Source organism: Acinetobacter sp. 1542444, from assembly GCF_000581835.1.
GTDB classification, from domain to species: Bacteria; Pseudomonadota; Gammaproteobacteria; order Pseudomonadales; family Moraxellaceae; genus Acinetobacter; species Acinetobacter pittii.
Window position 1 is genome coordinate 44,297 of sequence record NZ_JEYA01000008.1, and the last position, 17,764, is coordinate 62,060.

A 17,764-nucleotide genomic window follows, 5' to 3' on the forward strand; every position below is an offset into this window, starting at 1 on the left:
TATTTATGGTTTTCATCAATCGCGGATATTGGTGAAAGCCATAGGAATAAATAGAGTCTTGACCGAAAATTCGGTAAGATATTGTGACGAAATTGTAGACAAAAGAGAAATTGATTATGACGGATGCAACTGCTGGCAAGATCCCTCACGTTCTGGTCATTATGGATGGTGTTGGACACCGTGAAGCGATTGAAGATAATGCTTTTCTTGCAGCAAAAACACCAAATTTGGCGGCAATGAAAGCCAAGCATCCGAATAGTCTAATTTCTGGTTCAGGTGAAGATGTTGGATTGCCTGATGGGCAAATGGGGAACTCTGAAGTTGGCCATATGAATCTTGGCGCTGGCCGTGTGTTATATCAAGACTTTACCCGCATTACTAAAGATATCCGTACTGGTGACTTCTTTAAACATGAAGTGTTGATCGACGCTGTTGAAAAAGCCAAAGCTGCTGGCGGTGCTGTCCATATCATGGGGCTACTTTCAGAAGGTGGCGTCCATTCACATGAAGATCATATTGTGGCGATGTGTGAACTTGCATTAAAACGCGGTGCAAAAGTTTATTTGCACGCTTTCCTTGATGGTCGTGATACACCTCCACGTAGTGCTCAGCCGTCTTTAGAAAAATTAGATGCATTATTTGCTCAATATCCGGGCCAAGGCCGTATCGCAACCATGATTGGTCGCTACTTTGCAATGGACCGTGACAACCGTTGGGATCGTGTTGAGCAAGCTTATCGCTTGTTAACCGAAGGTGAAGCACTTCGTACTGCACAAACAGCGGTTGAAGGGTTGGAGCTAGCTTATGCAGCCAATGAAAATGATGAGTTTGTAAAAGCGACTCGTATTGGTGATATTGCTAAAGTTCAAGATGGTGATAGCGTTGTATTTATGAATTTCCGTGCTGACCGAGCTCGTGAAATTACTCGCGCATTTGTAGAGAAAGACTTTGCTGGTTTTGAACGCAAAGTTGTACCGAATCTTTCTAAATTTGTGATGTTAACGCGTTATCAGGCAAGCATTGATGCACCAGTTGCATATATGCCAGACGCCCTCAAAAATTCATTGGGTGAGTATCTATCTTCTTTAGGTAAAACCCAGTTACGTATTGCTGAAACTGAAAAGTATGCGCATGTAACATTCTTCTTTAGTGGTGGCCGTGAAGATGAATATCCAGGTGAAAAACGTATTTTAATTCCATCTCCAAATGTTGCGACATATGACCTTAAGCCTGAAATGAGTGCTTATGAAGTCACTGATGAGTTGGTTAAAGCGATTAATTCGGGTGAGTACGACTTATTGGTTGTGAACTATGCAAATGGTGATATGGTCGGTCATACGGGTGTGTTTGATGCTGCGGTTAAAGCAGTTGAAGCGGTTGATACTTGTTTAGGTCGTGTCTATGAGGCAGTTATGGCGAAAAAAGGCCATATGCTCATTACTGCTGACCATGGTAACGTTGAACAAATGCAAGACTACGAAAGTGGGCAAGTGCACACTCAACATACAACCGAGCTTGTGCCGTTTATCTATGTTGGCCCAACACAAGCAACAATTGCAGAAGGTGGTGTGCTTGCAGACGTAGCACCGACAATTCTCAATTTAATGAAGATTCCTGTTCCTGCCGAAATGCAAGGACGTAATCTGATTACACTATCTGCATAAGTTAAAGGTGATTGGATGCTGCAACACATTAAATATAAAAAACTTATTGTAAGTATGTTGCTGTGTTGCAGCCAATTTACCTTTGCAGCGCCAGTTGTAAAAGAAAAAATGTCACCTTTGCATTCGGATTCGGAAGAACCGGAACATAGCTATGCAGAGGTGCCGATCGAGTCGATTCAACAGTTTGTGCAAATCTATGGAATTGTTCGAGATAACTACGTTGATGTGAAATCTGACGATGCCTTATTTCAAAAAGCCATAAAAGGGTTAGTGAGTGGGTTAGATCGTTATTCGCGTTATTTATCGGCAGAAGAATATCGCCAACTGATTCAATACACAGAGGGTGATCTTGCATCAGTTGATTTTGCATTAAGCCCTGAATCACATGCTCATAAATGGATGATTCGTGATCTTAAAACCGGTTCTGATTCCTATAAATTAGGTTTGAGAAATGGTCAGACGATTCTCAAAATTGATAACCAAGATTTAAAAAATTTAAACCAAGATCAGGTGCTTGGCCTACTTTACGGTTCTATTGGAAGTACACTTCAAGTACAAGCAGAAGAGCTAAACGGAAATATCAACTTAGTTCGTAATAAAAAAATAGAAACCGATATAGAACCTGTAATGCTACATAATCAGGTGCTCGTACTAAAAATTAGAGTATTCCAACAAGACACTGCTAATGAAATTAAAAGATTAATTGAAGAAAACAGTTCTCCACGTTTAAAAGCTGTTTTAATCGATTTGCGAAACAATCCGGGTGGGTTGTTATCGGCAGCAGTTGAGTCAGCAGATTTATTTTTAAATAACGGAATTATTGTTTCAACCAAAAGCCGTTCGGAAGGTAACCAGCAGTTTCAGGCTTTGCCCGGTAATGAATTTCAGAATATAAAACTGGGTATATTAATTAATCACCGCTCTGCATCGGCAGCAGAAGTTTTTACTGCGGCCATGAAAGAACACCAGCGTGCTTGGGTGATGGGTGAAAAAAGTTATGGAAAAGGTGTAGTGCAAAAGCTATTTCCTTTACCGAGTGGAGCAGCTCTACAAATGACAGTCTCTCACTACTACACGCCAAATGGCAATATGATTGAAGGACAGGGTATTCAGCCTAACCAGACCTATCCATTACCTGCAGAAATGAAAGAAGACGTATATTTAGAGCGCGTTGCAGATTTATTCCTAAAGAGGAAGTAATTTTTATACTTCCTCTCCCATTTCAGTATCTAAGCCAAACTTTTTGAGCCGATAGCGCAAAGAACGGAATGTCATTCCTAGCTTTTTAGCTGCCAAAGTTCGATTCCAATGAGTCATATTTAGCGCATTCAGTAAAATATCTTTTTCGATATTTTCTAAGTAGCGTTCTAAACCTTCCATTGGAAATTTTGGGTGAGTCTGAACAGCCGGTGTTTGATTTAGTTGTTTCGTTACGATTTGCGGGCTCACGCTACTGCCTCTAGGAGGAGGTGCTAAGTGTGTTAAATCAATGGGCTCATCATCACTTAAAGTAATAGCTCGCTCAATCATATTTCTTAATTCACGAACATTACCCGGAAAGTCTTGCTGCAATAAGTAAGTTTCAGCGCTCGCCGTTAATTGCTTGCTTGAAACTCCCCATTCCGTACAAACCTTTTGAATAAAATGATTGGCCAATAGCAAAATATCTCCACCACGGTCACGTAGTGGCGGCAACATAATATCCATAACATGAATACGGAAAAATAAGTCCTGACGGAATTTACCTTGTTGAACTAATAAATCTAAGTCTTGGTGACTGGCACTGATTACTCGAAAATCAACATCAATTTCCTGATCTGAACCTACAGGGCGAATCTTTTTCTCTTGTACTGCCCGAAGCAATTTAACTTGCATACTTAAAGGCAATTCGGCAATTTCATCTAAAAATAAACTGCCGCCGTGTGCCGATAAAATCAGACCTTGTTTGTCTTGAGTCGCGCCAGTAAAGCTCCCTTTTTTATGCCCGAAAAGTTCACTTTCCATGAGCTCAGTTGGGATTGCTCCACAGTTAATTGCAATAAATGGTCCTTCACTGCGGTTGCTTAATCGGTGAATCAGATTCGCAACAACTTCTTTACCCGTACCAGACTCGCCTGTAACAAATACAGGAGCTTGGGAGCGGGCTATTTTTTTAATAGCTGTCCGTAAGTTTTGTATAGGTGGTGAACGCCCAATTAATAAGTCATTTTCTAATGTTGTTTCACCGAACTCATGCTCTGGTTTTGGCTGGTTGAGCGCTTTTTTTAACAACTGATCTAAATGAATTTGGTTAATCGGTTTGCTGACAAAATCAAAAGCTCCAGCTTTTAATGCTGCAATTGCAATATCCATATTGCCGTATGCAGTTAAGACTGCAATGGGTGTGTGTGGGTAAGTTTGAGAAACATGTTGAACCAATTCTAAACCACTACCGTCAGGTAGATTTAAATCGGTCAAGCACGCATCGTAATGAAACTGAGTAAAGAGCTGTTTGGCCTGTTCAACCCGATAAGCAAGATGTGTCTTAATCCCCATTCGTGCAAGAGTCATTTGCATTAACAGGCACAAATCTTCTTCATCGTCTACAAGCAAAACGAGTGGTTGCTGTTCTGCCATTTCCCCAAAAACCTAATAAAAAAATCAATATATTATTGGGCATTCTATTCTGAAGCATGCCCCTTGTTTTTGCTCTACATAAGTGAGCTTTGCATGGTTTGCCTCACAAAAACTATGAGACAAATATAATCCTAAACCAGTTCCATTAATTTCGGTACTAAAAAATGGTTTAAATAATTGAGATATATCACGTTTTGAAACACCTTCACCGTAATCGATCACATCAATATAAATTTTATTTGTTTGTGAATGGATATTGATCAGAACATAGGGTGAATCGGGTGCATTGTGTCGTAGAGCATTCCTCACAAGGTTAATTAGCACTTGTCTGAGTTGCTTTTCATCAAACAATAGCTTTAAGGATAAATCAGAACTTTTAAGCTGGATCGTATGTTTAACATCAGATAAATCTTCATCTAATAATGTTTTTATAAAGTCGTTTAATTCAATCTGGATGGGATACGTTCTTTCACTGCGGGCGAGTCCTAAGGTGTCTTGAACAATACTATCAATGCGTTTCGTTTGCTTGCCAATCATATTGCGTAAAGTATTTTGCTGTTCTGAATCACTGTCTTTGAGTAATTCATTCGCTTGAACGATGGCTGCAAGAGGATTACGAATCTCATGGGCAATACTTGCTGAGAGTTGTCCTAAAGCGGCAAGTTTGAGTTGTTGAGCTTGCTGATTAATCTGCTGCGCATCTTGTAAGATGAGTAGTGTTAATGCTTGCTGTGGCACCAAAAGATGTTGCACTTTAATATTAATAGAATAAGCCGACAGTCGGGACTCAAAAATAAATCGATCACCTTCTTTTAGGTTATCAAACTTAAGAATTTCAAATAAGTCAGCATGCCATTTTGCTAAGGAATATTTTTCACTGGCAAATTGAGGTGGAATTCCTAAAAGAGAGCAGGCGGCTGGGTTACTTAAAACAATGTCGTAGTTTTCATCTAGAACTAAATAGCCCTCTTCAATTTGTTCCAAGATATAGCGGTTAATATTTTGTAGTTGATAGAGTTCTATTGATTGATGGAAAGTTAGTGCTTCAAGTAATTTAAAGCGCTGGACCGCAATTTGTCCGATTCCGTGTACTACAAAAAACAAGAATGCCAATAAGGCGCTATTACCAATCGTATTTAAATTATTGTAGTCAAATAAACTGCCAACGAAGCGTTGGTAAATAACCGCAATGACTGCAAGTAATGTAATGAGCAACGACATTCTTGCGCTAAGTAAAATGGCCGAAGTAAATATGGCAATCACATAGAGCAAGCTGAGTTGAAGATTTGGTTCACCTACAGAAAATGTAAGTAAACTCAGACAGATAATATCAACTACAAAAAATAAAATGAGCTGCCTTGTGGCCTGAGTAGCAATAAACTTAAAGCATAAAAGTTGAAGAAGGCTTAAGAGCGAATAGCCGAGTAGTGTGTAAGAATATAAAGTGGGTTGTTGTAGACTATTGTCGATTTGAGCATCGGTTAAAACCAAAATAATATTCAGGCTAACCGCAATAATAAGGCGATATAAACCATACCAGGTGCCCAAACGAAATATCGTATGGGACAAGGATGAGTTTACGGGAAATTGCATGTAAGTCTGATTAAGGCTTGATCAGACCGTAACGAATCGCGAGATGAGTTAGTTTAACATCACTATCAATGGCTAGCTTTTCAAAAATACGGTAGCGGTAAGTATTCACTGTTTTGACACTTACAAAAAGTTTGTCTGCGATTTCTTGAGCGCTAATACAATTTACAACCATCATTGCAACTTGCATTTCTCGTTCAGAGAGAGAGTCAAAAGGCGATTGCTGCGTATCGGATAAATAAGAACTTGCTAATTGCTCAGCAATATCGGCACTAAAGTATTTGCCGCCTTGCATCACTTTATTAATCGCCCGAACCATTTCTGTAATTGGAGCACCTTTGGTGATGTAGCCTTTAGCTCCTGCTTTAAGCAAAAGAGAAGGGTAAGGTTCTTCTGCTAAGCCACTGACTGCAATCACTTTTGTATCTGGTGCGGTTTGCAGTAAACGACGTGTTGTTTCTACGCCGCCGATGCCAGGCATATTGACATCAAGTAGCACAACTTGAGGATGTTTCTGACGAACAATAGCAATTGCTTCTTCACCCGATTCGGCTTGTCCAATGACCTCTACATCGGCATGATCTTCTAACATACGGCAGATACCTGTACGTACAAGTTCATGGTCATCCACAACTAAAACTGTAATCAAGAAGACCTCCTTTCTTTCAAAAAACAAGTTTTTTGTTACATAAAGCAAAATTAGCTTGCAATGGAATGACAAAATTAGCAATCCTATTCTTATATAGTGAGCGAATAGTTGTGCACAATTGTGTCGGTAAAAGCTTTATACCTTATACCTCAAATGTAAGGCATAATTATAGTAAGCGCAAATGTGTATCACCCTGAGTCGAGTATTGTGCCGTGAAAAATTCTAAAAAGTCTTTAATGCATGTGCTAAGCATGTCTATTTTGCTTAGTTTGAGTTCAACAAGCTTTGCAGAACTCGTCAATAACCCATCCTCAGGGAATAGTGGTACTGCAAGCTTAAATTGGTCTTCAGCTGATGCTAGCCAATTTTTAAATGATGAAGATGACGAACCTACTCCGCAAGGTTCAACATCGGTAACCACAACTTTGCGTGGTGGTAGCGCACCGAAAATTGTAGCATCTGCACCGAAGATTGCTCCAATCCGTGATACGACTGGTTACAATGCCCAGCCGAGTGTAAGTGCTCGAGCTGCACTTGTGATGGACGCACAAACTGGTGAAGTACTCTACAGTAAAAATACCAACGCTTCTGTGCCAATTGCCTCTATTACTAAGTTGATGACAGCAGTTGTAACGGCAGATGCCCGTTTAAACATGTCAGAAGAAATTACACTTGAGCAAATCGATTTTGCTGGTGCAAATGGTAAAAACTCAAGTTCAACCTTACGTGTTGGCGACAAGATGAACCGTGCAGAAGTTCTTCTGTTTGCTCTCATGAAATCAGAAAACCCAGCAGCGGCGGCTTTAGCACGTACTTATCCAGGTGGTCGTCCAGCATTCGTAGCTGCAATGAACGCTAAAGCACGTGCTTTAGGCATGAACGCAACTCACTACTACGAGTCAACTGGCTTAGATCCGCGTAATGTGTCTTCTGCGCGTGACTTAGGGATTTTGGCAAGTACAGCTTCTCAATATGGCTTGATTCGTCAATTCTCAACTACACCAACTTATGACTTTAACTTAGGTTATCGCGTGTTGAAGTCTAACAATACCAACGCTCTTGTACGCAATGGTGGTTGGAATATTAACTTGTCTAAAACTGGATATATTAATGAAGCAGGACGCTGTGTTGTAATGCACACGACTGTAAATTCACGTCCGGCAGTCATTGTATTACTGGGTGAACCAAGTACACAGGCACGTAATAATGATGCAACTAACTTATTGGGTTGGTTAAGTAATTTACCAAAACGTATTTAAGTTCAATATTCTAAAAAACGCTTCTATCAAGAAGCGTTTTTTTATGGCTATAAAAAAGACATAAAAAAACGGCTGTTAATACAGCCGTTTTTTTGAAAAATCAGATCTTACATATTAGATAAAATCGAATCTTTTACTTGGTCCATTGTTGCATCAATTGACAACATCACTGCATCAGCACATTGTTTGATTGCAGTGTCAGGATCTTTCAAGCCATTACCTGTTACTGTACATACAATTACAGAACCTTCAGCAATTTTACCCGCTTTAATATCACGGATCGCACCGCCGATAGAAGCTGCAGAAGCTGGCTCAACAAATACGCCTTCATACATAGAAAGTAAGCGTTGAGCTTCTAAAATTTCGCTGTCTTGAAGTTCATCAAACCAGCCTTTAGAGTCACGTACTACAGCTTTTGCATGGTTCCAGCTTTGTGGATTACCAATACGGATTGCCGTTGCAACAGTTTCAGGGCTTTCAACTGGAGCGCCACGTAAGAATGGAGCTGCACCAGAAGCTTGATAACCCACCATTGTTGGTAAACCTTCAGGTTTTGGGCCAGTGAATTGATCAGTTGCAGCATCATAAATCACTTGTTCAAACTGATCAGCAGGTTGGTTTGCTACAGCTTCGGTATAACCCATCCAGTGAGCTGTGATGTTACCTGCATTACCTACAGGTAAGCAGTGGTAATCAGGTGCACGACCTAGAGCTTCAACGATTTCATAAGCAATAGTCTTTTGACCTTGCAAACGGTAAGGATTGATTGAGTTTACAATCGTTACAGGCGCTTGATCAGCAACTTCTTTTACAAGACGCATACCATCATCGAAGTTACCACGAATTTGCATAGTGATCGCACCATACATCATCGCTTGTGCCATTTTACCCATCGCAATTTTGCCTTCTGGAATCAAAACAAATGCTTTGATACCTGCACGTGCAGCATAGGCAGCAGCAGCAGCAGAAGTGTTACCAGTAGATGCACAGATAATCGCTTTAGAGCCTTCTTCAACCGCTTTGGTTACAGCCATGGTCATACCACGGTCTTTAAATGAACCAGTTGGGTTTAAACCCTCGTATTTCACATAAATTTCAACATCTTTGCCAATAATACGTGGAATATTCTCAAGTTTAATGAGTGGGGTGTTGCCTTCACCCAGAGAGATAGCACGAGTAGTTGCCGAAACTGGCAAACGGTCACGATAACGATCTACAAGACCAGTATAACGATTGGCATTAGACATGATGGTGTTCCAATTAGAGGTGAAGCGGGAGAGGGAATCTTTCCCTCAACCTGATTAACTATCGAGCGATTCTAAACGAATTCTTACGATTTCGCCACGAATTGCAGGTAATGCTTGAATTTGTGCAAGAGCATCATCCATTTTTGATTCAACGATTGGATCGGTCAGAATCACGATTGGAATAAGGTCTTTTAAACGAGATTGTTGCATGATCGCATCAATACTAATTCCAGCGCGACTTAAGATGGTCGTCACATCTGCAAGTACGCCAGTTTGGTCTTCTGCATTTAAGCGAATGTAATAACCTGTGGTCATTTCTTCACGGCTTAAAATTGGCACATTGGTTAATGCTTCAAAAGCCAACTGAGGAATTGTTCCTGCGCCATCTTCGGTATAAGAGATGTCACGAACAATATCAATAACGTCGGCAACAACTGCAGAAGCTGTAGGACCTGCACCTGCACCCGCGCCGTAATAAAGTGTCGGACCTACGGCATTTGCCTGAACTAAAACAGCATTTTTAACGCCGTTTACATTCGCAATAAGTTGTTCATCTGGAATAAGTGTTGGGTGAACACGTAACTCAATACCTTTTTCAGCACGACGTGCAATACCGAGATGTTTAATGCGGAAACCAAGATCTTCTGCATATTTCACATCTTGCGCAGTGATTTTGCTGATACCTTCGGTATAAACCTTATCAAATTGAAGAGGAATACCAAACGCACAAGACGCTAAAATGGTAAGTTTATGCGCAGCATCGATACCTTCAACGTCAAACGTTGGATCTGCTTCTGCATAACCGAGTTCTTGAGCTTCTTTTAATACATCATCAAATGCACGACCTTTCTCACGCATTTCAGTCAGAATAAAGTTACCTGTACCATTAATAATACCTGCCAACCATTCGATATGGTTTGCAGCAAGACCTTCACGGATCACTTTAATAATTGGAATACCGCCAGCAACTGCTGCTTCATAAGCAATTTGCACAGCATTGTCTTCTGCTGCTTTAAATAATTCATTGCCATGTTCAGCGAGTAGCGCTTTATTTGCAGTCACGACTTGTTTGCCGTGTTTGATCGCTTCCATGATAACTTCGTAAGCAGGGTGGATCCCACCCATAACTTCTACAACTACATCAACGTCTGGTTGACGAACGATGTCAAGTAAATCGGCGCTTTGTTTAATCCCTTCCAATTCAAGATCTGGACGAGGGCGACGTGTTCCAACGTGGGTAATTTGAATTTCTCGACCGGTGCGACGTTTAATTTCAGCGGCATTTTCTTGTAGTAGTTTAAGGGCTCCTCCACCTACGGTTCCTAGACCGAGTATTGCCAGGCGAACTGGTTTCACGTCACACTCCATTCATCATTTAATCATTTAGTTGAAGCTAGATCATAGCTAAAAAAAACGCCAGACTCTAGCGCTTTTAGTGCTTGTTCAATGAATTAGAGTGCGATGTTTGGAAAAGAAGAGTAGATCAGTCTTTAAACAGAGGTTGTTTAAATATTAATTATTGAAAAAACAAAGCGCTGCAATCACAGCAGCGCTTTTTAAAAGAGATAGATGATTAATCATTCATCAGCTTAAAGGATATTATTTATCCAGACGTTTAATTAATTCATCAGGTGTTAGGTATCCACCTAAGTACTCGCCATCAACATTGTAAATAGCTGGTGTTCCATTTACACCCATGTTTAAGCCAAGTTGATATTGTTCACGAACAGGGTTTTTACATTGAGCAGGTGGGATATTAATACCTTGTACTGCTTGGTTAAAGGCAGCTTTACGGTCTGCACTACACCATACAGCTTCCATAGTCGGCATAAATTGTTCACCACGTGGCCAAGCGATATAGCGTACCTCAATACCTTTTTCATTAATTTCAGGTAAGTGCTCATGTAATTTGTGGCAATAAGGACAGCTTGCATCGGTAAACACATAAATCACATGTTTAGCCTTACCACCTTTAGCTGGGTAAACGATCAAATCTTCATTTTTTAAAGCAGCAAGATGCTTTTTATTTTCTGAAGCTTGAAGATTATCGCCAATATTATGTAGTTCTTTACCGCCTAAACGAATGACATCACCTTGAATCAGGTATTTGCCATCACTGGTTGTATAAATCGACGTCATTCCTTCGAGATTTACCCAATATAAGTTAGGCACTTCAGTAGGCTTGATATCTAAAATTTTGGCGTTGATGTTTGCATTCTTAAATTGTTTTTGCAAAGTTTCAATTAAACGCTGTTTCGCATTGCGTTCAATGATGGTTGAAGCTTCCCCAGTAGCAGGTGCGGTCGCAGTGAGCGCATCTTCTTTTTGTGGTTTGTTTTCTTTAGAACAAGCACTGAATAACAGGCTAGAAGCCAAAGCACAGGCAAGAAAAAGTTGAGATCGGGTAAAAGACATAGATAACCCTTATTTCATCAGTATTTATAGTCAGAAGCTGCTAAGCATAACAAAAAATCTAGCGTGTATTGTTAAAACTTTCTTAACCTTTGTGAACGAAATCAAGTGATTGTTAGGCGTATTTCAAATAATAAGTTTTAAATTTTTTAACCTCTAGGATGATGTTTTTCATGCAATTGTTGCATTCTCACTTGTGCTACATGTGTGTAAATTTGAGTAGTTGATAAGTCACTATGGCCCAATAACATTTGTACTACGCGTAAATCGGCGCCGTGATTGAGCAGGTGTGTTGCAAAGGCGTGACGTAATGTGTGAGGTGAGAGTTCAGCTTGAATATTGGCTTGTAAGGCGTAACGTTTAATGGCATACCAGAAGTTCTGACGGCTCATAATTCCGCCGTGTTGAGTTAAAAAGAGATAGTCAGTAGAGCTTTTATAGAGTTGAGGCCGAGCATCCTGCAAGTAGCGTTCTACCCATTCACAAGCAAATTGCCCTAGCGGGACCAAACGCTCTTTATTACCTTTACCAGTAATTCTTAAATAGCCTTGTTTTAAGTTAATAAGTTCTAGGCGCAAGTTCAGCAGTTCTGAAACACGTAAACCACATGCGTAAAGAACTTCAAACATTGCCCGATCGCGTAAACCAAGTGCCGTATCAATATCGGGGGCCTGAATCAGTGCTTCGACATCTTCTTCTGATAGATCTTTGGGTAAGGCTCTGCCAATTTTTGGAGAATGATGGGTTGCTACAGGATTATCGCTTCGTAATTTCTGTTCACGTAAAAATTTGTAAAACTGGCGTAGGGCAGATAAGCAACGGGCAATCGAGCGCGGGCTTTTTCCAGCTTTAGTCAACTCAATCAAAACATCAGCGATATCATCACTTGTCCACTCTGGAAGAGCTGATTTTTTATGAAGTTCACTGCATTGAATAAGGTCGGATAAATAAGCATTACGTGTATGTGGACTTACCGACTGAGCAACGAGATAGTCACGAAAACCTTGTAAAAAGCTCAAATGTTCAGGAATTTGAACAGGGCTTGGAATACGCGGTTTTTTATTCAACATACACTAGATCCTCTAAACCTCTGTACTGTAAAAGAAACTTTAAGGTTTGTCGATTAAACTGAATAAGAAGTGAAATTTAACCTTATTTGGTAATTATTCTCATTTATATGTATACTATTAAAAAAGGTTTAGGATCGGATGCGGTGCGTTTATCAGCTTTAAAAGTGAAGCAAGCGGCGACCATCACCAAAGTGAATCGGATAGAACTAGAGTCCGAGCAGCAAGATTTGGTCGCAATTCGTTTGGAAAGTCTGGGCTTTGTACCGGGCACACGAGTGGAAGTGATTACCAAAGGTATTTTTGGTGGTGATCCGATCTTAATCCAAATTGGCTTTACTCGTTTCGCTTTACGTAAAGCAGAAGCGGAAAAAATTGAAATTCAAGTAGAAGAAGGAGTACCCGCATGAGTGATGCGTTACGTATTGCCCTTGTGGGAAACCCTAACTGTGGTAAAACCTCTCTTTTTAACCATTTAACGGGAACTCGACAAAAAGTTGCAAACTATGCTGGTGTAACGGTCGAGCGTAAGGTTGGTCATTTTCAGTTGCCTTCAGGCCGAGCAGTGCGTGTACTTGATTTGCCGGGTACATATAGCCTTAATGCCACCAGCCCTGATGAAGTGATTACCCGTGACGTTTGTTTGGGTAAGATTGCAGAAGAAGGGCAGCAAGATGCCTTTTTATGTGTGGTTGATGCCACTAACTTAAAATTGCATTTAGGACTAGTACTCGAAATGATCGAGTTGGGTCGTCCGATTTTACTTGTACTGAATATGATGGATGAAGCGCGTCGTCGTGGCATCCAAATTAATACTCAAAAGTTGTCTCAACGTTTGGGTGTACCAGTTGTTGAAACAGTTGCCGTCCGTAATGCGGGTATTGAAAATTTATTACATGCCCTTGATCAAGAAAAATACAGTGTGCCACAAACCGAACTGAGTGGTTTAACTGGGACTCATCACCAAAAAATCGATATGATTTTTAAAGATGTAGTTCATTATGTTGATCATGGAGATAAGCGTACTGATTTTCTAGATCGAATTTTCTTACATCCGGTTTTAGGCCTACTTAGCCTTGCCATCATGATGTTTATTGTGTTCCAAGCAGTGTTTGCATGGGCAGCTCCATTCATGGATGGTATTGAAGGCTTCTTCGGCTGGCTTGGTGAGGTAGTGGGAACTGTGATTACCCAACCACTACTGCATAGTTTGGTTGTTGACGGAATTATTGCAGGCGCGGGTGGCGTAGTTGTGTTCTTGCCACAAATTTTGATCTTGTTCTTCTTTATTTTAGTACTCGAAGAATCAGGCTATTTACCGCGTGCAGCATTCTTGCTTGATAAATTAATGTTCCAAGCTGGTTTAAGTGGCCGTGCCTTTATTCCTTTACTTTCGAGCTTTGCTTGTGCAGTACCGGGAATTATGGCAACGCGTAGTATTAGTGACCCTCGTGATCGTTTTACGACCATTATGGTTGCGCCTTTAATGACTTGTTCGGCACGTTTACCCGTCTATGCCTTGCTGATTGCTGCCTTCATTCCAGAGAAAATGGTCTGGGGTATTTTTAACCTACAAGGTTTAGTGCTTTTTGGTCTGTATATGGCTGGTATTGTGAGTGCGCTTTGTGTTTCATTTTTAATGAAGTTTTTGCAAAAAGATAAATCGCAGCATGCTTTACTGCTAGAGCTACCAAGTTATCGTTTCCCTGATTTAAAAAGTGTGGGAATCGGTTTATTGGATCGTGCAAAGATCTTCTTGAAACGCGTCGGCGGAATCATTTTTGCGCTCTCTATTTTGCTCTGGTTCTTGTGTACTTTCCCGCAGCCACCAGAAGGGGCGACATTACCTGCCATAGATTATAGTTTTGCAGGTATGCTCGGACATCTTATCCAACCTTTATTTGCTCCAGTTGGTTTTAATTGGCAAATCTGTATCGCTTTAATTCCAGCTATGGCTGCTCGTGAAGTGGTTGTCGCGGCATTAGGTACAGTTTATGCCTTGTCTGCAACAGATGATGATGCTGTGGCACAAGGTTTGTCACATCTGATTAGTGCAGATGGAACAGGTTGGTCTTTGGCAACAGGTTTATCACTTTTAGTGTGGTTCATTTATGCTCCACATTGTTTGGCAACACTGGCAACGGTACGTCGCGAAACAGGTTCATGGAAACATGTTGCAGCTATGACTGCATATCTGTTTGGTTTAGCTTATTTTGCATCGTTTGTTACCTATCAAATTGCTTCCCACTACTGGGGCTAAAGCAATAAAGGAGGTTGTATATGGTTCAATATCTGATTATTGCGGTTTTAGTGATTTGGAGTGCTGTAGTTGTTTTTAAGAAAGTATTTCCAAAAACAGCAAATTCAGTCTTTTCTTCACTCTCTGCATTTTGCGAAAAGCAAGGTTGGGTAACCTTGGCAAAATGGCTTAAACCGAAAATGGCCTTTGGTTGTGCTGGCGGTTGTGGGTGTTCAAGCGAAGATAAACCTACCAATACAGTTCAAGAAATTAAGCCGATTAAATGGCAATAAATTTAGTATTTCTTGTTTCGTTTAAAAAGCCATCATATTGATGGCTTTTTTACGCACTGACACAAAAAAAGATGAATAAAGTTCAAACTGAAAAAGCATTCAAAACAGCAAAGTGCTAACATTTTTGCCATTCTGTCGATTGATAAATTGTGGGGCAAAAATGTTAATACAACGTGGTGGGTTAAAAGTTGTAGCAGGCTTGGGAATATCAGGCGTTTCTGCTGTAAATTTCCTGCATGAACAAGGCTACCAAGTTGCAGTAACAGATTCTCGCCCCACGCCACCAGGGCATGATCAGATCCCAGTTGGCGTTAAAACCAGTTTCGGTCAACTTGATCAAGAATTATTATTACAAGCAGAAGAAATTATTTTAAGCCCAGGCCTTGCACCGCAATTACCGGAAATTCAGGCAGCTATTGCTAAAGGTATTTCTGTGGTAGGTGATATTCAATTATTACGCCGTGCAACTGATGTGCCTATTGTAGCGATCACTGGTTCTAATGCTAAAAGTACAGTAACGACTTTAATTGGTTTAATGGCTAAAGATGCGGGTAAGAAAGTTGCTGTGGGTGGCAATCTTGGACGCCCAGCTCTAGATTTATTAAAAGATCAACCTGAATTAATTGTACTTGAGCTATCAAGTTTTCAGCTAGAAACCACGTCTCACTTAAATGCTGAAGTTGCTGTGGTTCTCAATATGAGTGAAGACCACTTAGATCGTCACGGCAATATGTTGGGTTACCATCAAGCAAAACACCGTATTTTCCAAGGCGTTAAAAAAGTAGTATTTAACCGTGATGACGCTTTAAGTCGTCCTCTTGTTCCAGATACCACACCAATGCAAAGCTTTGGTTTAAATGCACCAGATTTAAATCAATATGGTGTTTTAAGAGATGGCGATGGCACGCTTTGGCTTGCGCGTGGTTTACAGCGTTTAATTAAAAGCTCAGATTTATATATTCAAGGCATGCATAACGTAGCAAATGCTTTAGCTTGTCTCGCATTAGGAGAGGCAATAGGCCTGCCTATGGAATCTATGCTTGAAACCTTAAAACAATTTAAAGGGTTAGAGCATCGCTGTGAATATGTAAAGACCGTGCATGATGTACGTTATTACAATGATTCTAAAGGCACTAACGTTGGTGCTACGCTTGCAGCAATTGATGGTTTAGGCGCTGCCATTGAAGTGAAAAAAGGAAAGGTTGCCTTGATTTTAGGTGGGCAAGGTAAAGGTCAGGATTTTGGTCCATTACGTTCTTCTATCGAAAAATATGCCAAAGTTGTGGTATTGATTGGTGAGGATGCTCCGGTGATTGAACAAGCCATTCAAGGTGCAACCAAAATTTTACATGCAGCAACGCTTAAAGAAGCTGTAGAGCTGTCTCAACGTGAAACACAGGCCGAAGATGTGGTGTTGTTATCACCAGCATGTGCAAGTTTTGATATGTTTAAAAGTTATAATGACCGTGGTCAGCAGTTTGTTGCCTGCGTCAATTCGTTGGTTTAAAGAAAACATGATTAGGAATGTAGTATGGCAGGCTTAGCTCAGACCACAATCCAGAAAATCAATCATTGGTATGAACGGATATTGCCTAAATGGCCAGCGGAAGTGACGCCACGTAATGTCCTGATTTTCTGTGTCGTTGCATTATTATGTATCGGTTCAGTGATGGTTGCATCTGCTTCGATGCCCTATGCTGAATATATGCATGAAAACCCGTTTCACTATGTGATTCGTCATGGTATTTCGATTGTCGCTGCGGGTGTAGTGGCTTATTTGACCTATCGAATATCACTGAATACGTGGTTTAAAAATACCTTCCCGCTGTGGTTATTAACCATGGTTCTGTTGCTTGCTGCTTTGGTGGTGGGTTCGGAAGTCAACGGTTCTACACGTTGGATTAAGATTGGTGGCTTTACCTTGCAGCCAACCGAGGTTGCCAAAGTCATGATGGCGATCTTTACCGCAGACTACGTTGTGCGCCGAGCCAAAGAGGTTCGTACTCATTGGAAAGGTTTATTGCGTTTAAGTGGGGTTATGGCAATCACGGTCGGTTTAATTATTGCTGAGCCTGACTTAGGGGCAACAGTCGTTATTGTCATGATGATGGTTGGTGTGTTCTTTTTAGCGGGCGCGCCGCCAACTCAGTTCTTAATCATGCTTGGTGCGATTGTCACAGGTATTGTGTTTTTGATCTTATTTGAACCCTACCGTTTCCAGCGTTTGATTTCGTTTACTGACCCATGGGCAGACCCGTTGGGTGTAGGTTATCAGTTATCAAATGCATTAATGGCTTTTGGCCGTGGTGAATGGTTTGGTACAGGCTTAGGGCATAGTGTACAAAAACTATCTTATTTACCTGAAGCGCATACTGACTTTATGTTGGCAGTGCTAGGGGAAGAGTTTGGTTTCGTGGGTATTTCTATTGTTATTGGCTTGTCTTTCTTGATGCTGGCATGTTGTATCAAAATTGGTCATCGTGCTTTGAAACATCATTACCTTCGTGCAGGCTATCTAGCTTACGGTATTAGTATTATTTTCTTGCTCCAGATTTTGGTAAATGCGGGCATGAATATGGGCTTAATGCCGACGAAAGGTTTGACTTTGCCATTCATTAGTTATGGTGGTACGTCTTTAATGATGTGTGCTGCGATGATTAGCTTAATCTTAAAGATTGATGCATCAACACAAGAAGTCAACCCAGAACGAGAAGAGTCAAACTTCTAA

15 protein-coding genes are annotated in these 17,764 nt (G+C 40.7%); 8 read left to right on the plus strand and 7 right to left on the minus strand.

The window, feature by feature from the left end; all coding sequences use genetic code 11:
- The first annotated feature begins 116 nt into the window (after positions 1–116).
- Entirely contained in the window at positions 117–1,664 is a 1,548-nt protein-coding gene (gene gpmI, locus J580_RS21550; protein WP_032005828.1) for a 2,3-bisphosphoglycerate-independent phosphoglycerate mutase, read from the plus strand.
- A 15-nt stretch (positions 1,665–1,679) separates the two neighbouring features.
- Positions 1,680–2,864 carry a S41 family peptidase gene (locus tag J580_RS21555; RefSeq protein ID WP_032005830.1) on the plus strand — a complete coding sequence of 395 codons (1,185 nt, stop codon included), beginning with the start codon at positions 1,680–1,682 and terminating at the stop codon, positions 2,862–2,864.
- A 3-nt stretch (positions 2,865–2,867) separates the two neighbouring features.
- Here the strand turns inward: J580_RS21555 and J580_RS21560 are convergent, their stop codons facing one another.
- The 3 genes from J580_RS21560 to J580_RS21570 are packed head-to-tail and all read right to left on the minus strand — an operon-like array spanning position 2,868 to position 6,519.
- The gene (locus J580_RS21560) at positions 2,868–4,280 is read right to left on the minus strand and encodes a sigma-54-dependent transcriptional regulator (protein WP_032005832.1); all 1,413 of its coding nucleotides are present in this window, start codon (positions 4,278–4,280) and stop codon (positions 2,868–2,870) included.
- Between the two features lie 24 nt (positions 4,281–4,304).
- Positions 4,305–5,873, minus strand: a complete 1,569-nt coding sequence (locus tag J580_RS21565) for a sensor histidine kinase (RefSeq protein WP_032005834.1) — start codon at positions 5,871–5,873, stop codon at positions 4,305–4,307.
- A gap of 10 nt (positions 5,874–5,883) precedes the next feature.
- Positions 5,884–6,519, minus strand: a complete 636-nt coding sequence (locus J580_RS21570) for a response regulator (RefSeq protein WP_002121174.1) — start codon at positions 6,517–6,519, stop codon at positions 5,884–5,886.
- A gap of 212 nt (positions 6,520–6,731) precedes the next feature.
- Between J580_RS21570 and pbpG the strand changes: the two genes are divergently transcribed.
- A complete protein-coding gene (pbpG, locus tag J580_RS21575; RefSeq protein WP_128839933.1) occupies positions 6,732–7,778 on the plus strand; it encodes a D-alanyl-D-alanine endopeptidase PBP7/8 in 1,047 nt (348 codons plus the stop codon).
- A gap of 107 nt (positions 7,779–7,885) precedes the next feature.
- On the opposite strand, the gene thrC is transcribed toward pbpG, so the two are convergent.
- The 4 genes from thrC to xerD all read right to left on the minus strand — a co-directional run bounded on the left by thrC (position 7,886) and on the right by xerD (position 12,507).
- Complete coding sequence (gene thrC, locus J580_RS21580) at positions 7,886–9,025, minus strand: threonine synthase (protein ID WP_002048893.1); 1,140 nt, start codon at positions 9,023–9,025, stop codon at positions 7,886–7,888.
- Positions 9,026–9,079: 54 nt separating this feature from the next.
- A complete protein-coding gene (locus J580_RS21585) occupies positions 9,080–10,381 on the minus strand; it encodes a homoserine dehydrogenase (protein WP_002121263.1) in 1,302 nt (433 codons plus the stop codon).
- A gap of 243 nt (positions 10,382–10,624) precedes the next feature.
- The gene (locus J580_RS21590; protein ID WP_002121175.1) at positions 10,625–11,440 is read right to left on the minus strand and encodes a DsbC family protein; all 816 of its coding nucleotides are present in this window, start codon (positions 11,438–11,440) and stop codon (positions 10,625–10,627) included.
- A 146-nt stretch (positions 11,441–11,586) separates the two neighbouring features.
- Positions 11,587–12,507, minus strand: coding sequence for a site-specific tyrosine recombinase XerD (xerD, locus tag J580_RS21595; RefSeq protein WP_032005838.1), 921 nt, complete (start codon positions 12,505–12,507; stop codon positions 11,587–11,589).
- A 143-nt stretch (positions 12,508–12,650) separates the two neighbouring features.
- On the opposite strand from xerD, the gene J580_RS21600 reads away from it, so the two are divergent.
- The 5 genes from J580_RS21600 (at position 12,651) to ftsW (ending at position 17,764) form a co-directional block, all read left to right on the plus strand.
- Positions 12,651–12,914 carry a FeoA family protein gene (locus tag J580_RS21600; RefSeq protein ID WP_002121198.1) on the plus strand — a complete coding sequence of 88 codons (264 nt, stop codon included), beginning with the start codon at positions 12,651–12,653 and terminating at the stop codon, positions 12,912–12,914.
- Positions 12,911–14,764, plus strand: a complete 1,854-nt coding sequence (feoB, locus tag J580_RS21605) for a ferrous iron transporter B (protein ID WP_002121211.1) — start codon at positions 12,911–12,913, stop codon at positions 14,762–14,764. Before J580_RS21600 ends, feoB begins: the two co-directional genes overlap by 4 nt.
- Before the next feature lie 20 nt (positions 14,765–14,784).
- Positions 14,785–15,036: a DUF6587 family protein gene (locus J580_RS21610; protein WP_032005839.1), complete on the plus strand. Its 252-nt coding sequence runs from the start codon at positions 14,785–14,787 to the stop codon at positions 15,034–15,036.
- Between the two features lie 160 nt (positions 15,037–15,196).
- Complete coding sequence (murD, locus tag J580_RS21615; RefSeq protein WP_032005841.1) at positions 15,197–16,543, plus strand: UDP-N-acetylmuramoyl-L-alanine--D-glutamate ligase; 1,347 nt, start codon at positions 15,197–15,199, stop codon at positions 16,541–16,543.
- A 24-nt stretch (positions 16,544–16,567) separates the two neighbouring features.
- On the plus strand, positions 16,568–17,764 hold the full coding sequence (gene ftsW, locus J580_RS21620; protein ID WP_005079447.1) for a putative lipid II flippase FtsW: 1,197 nt from the start codon (positions 16,568–16,570) through the stop codon (positions 17,762–17,764).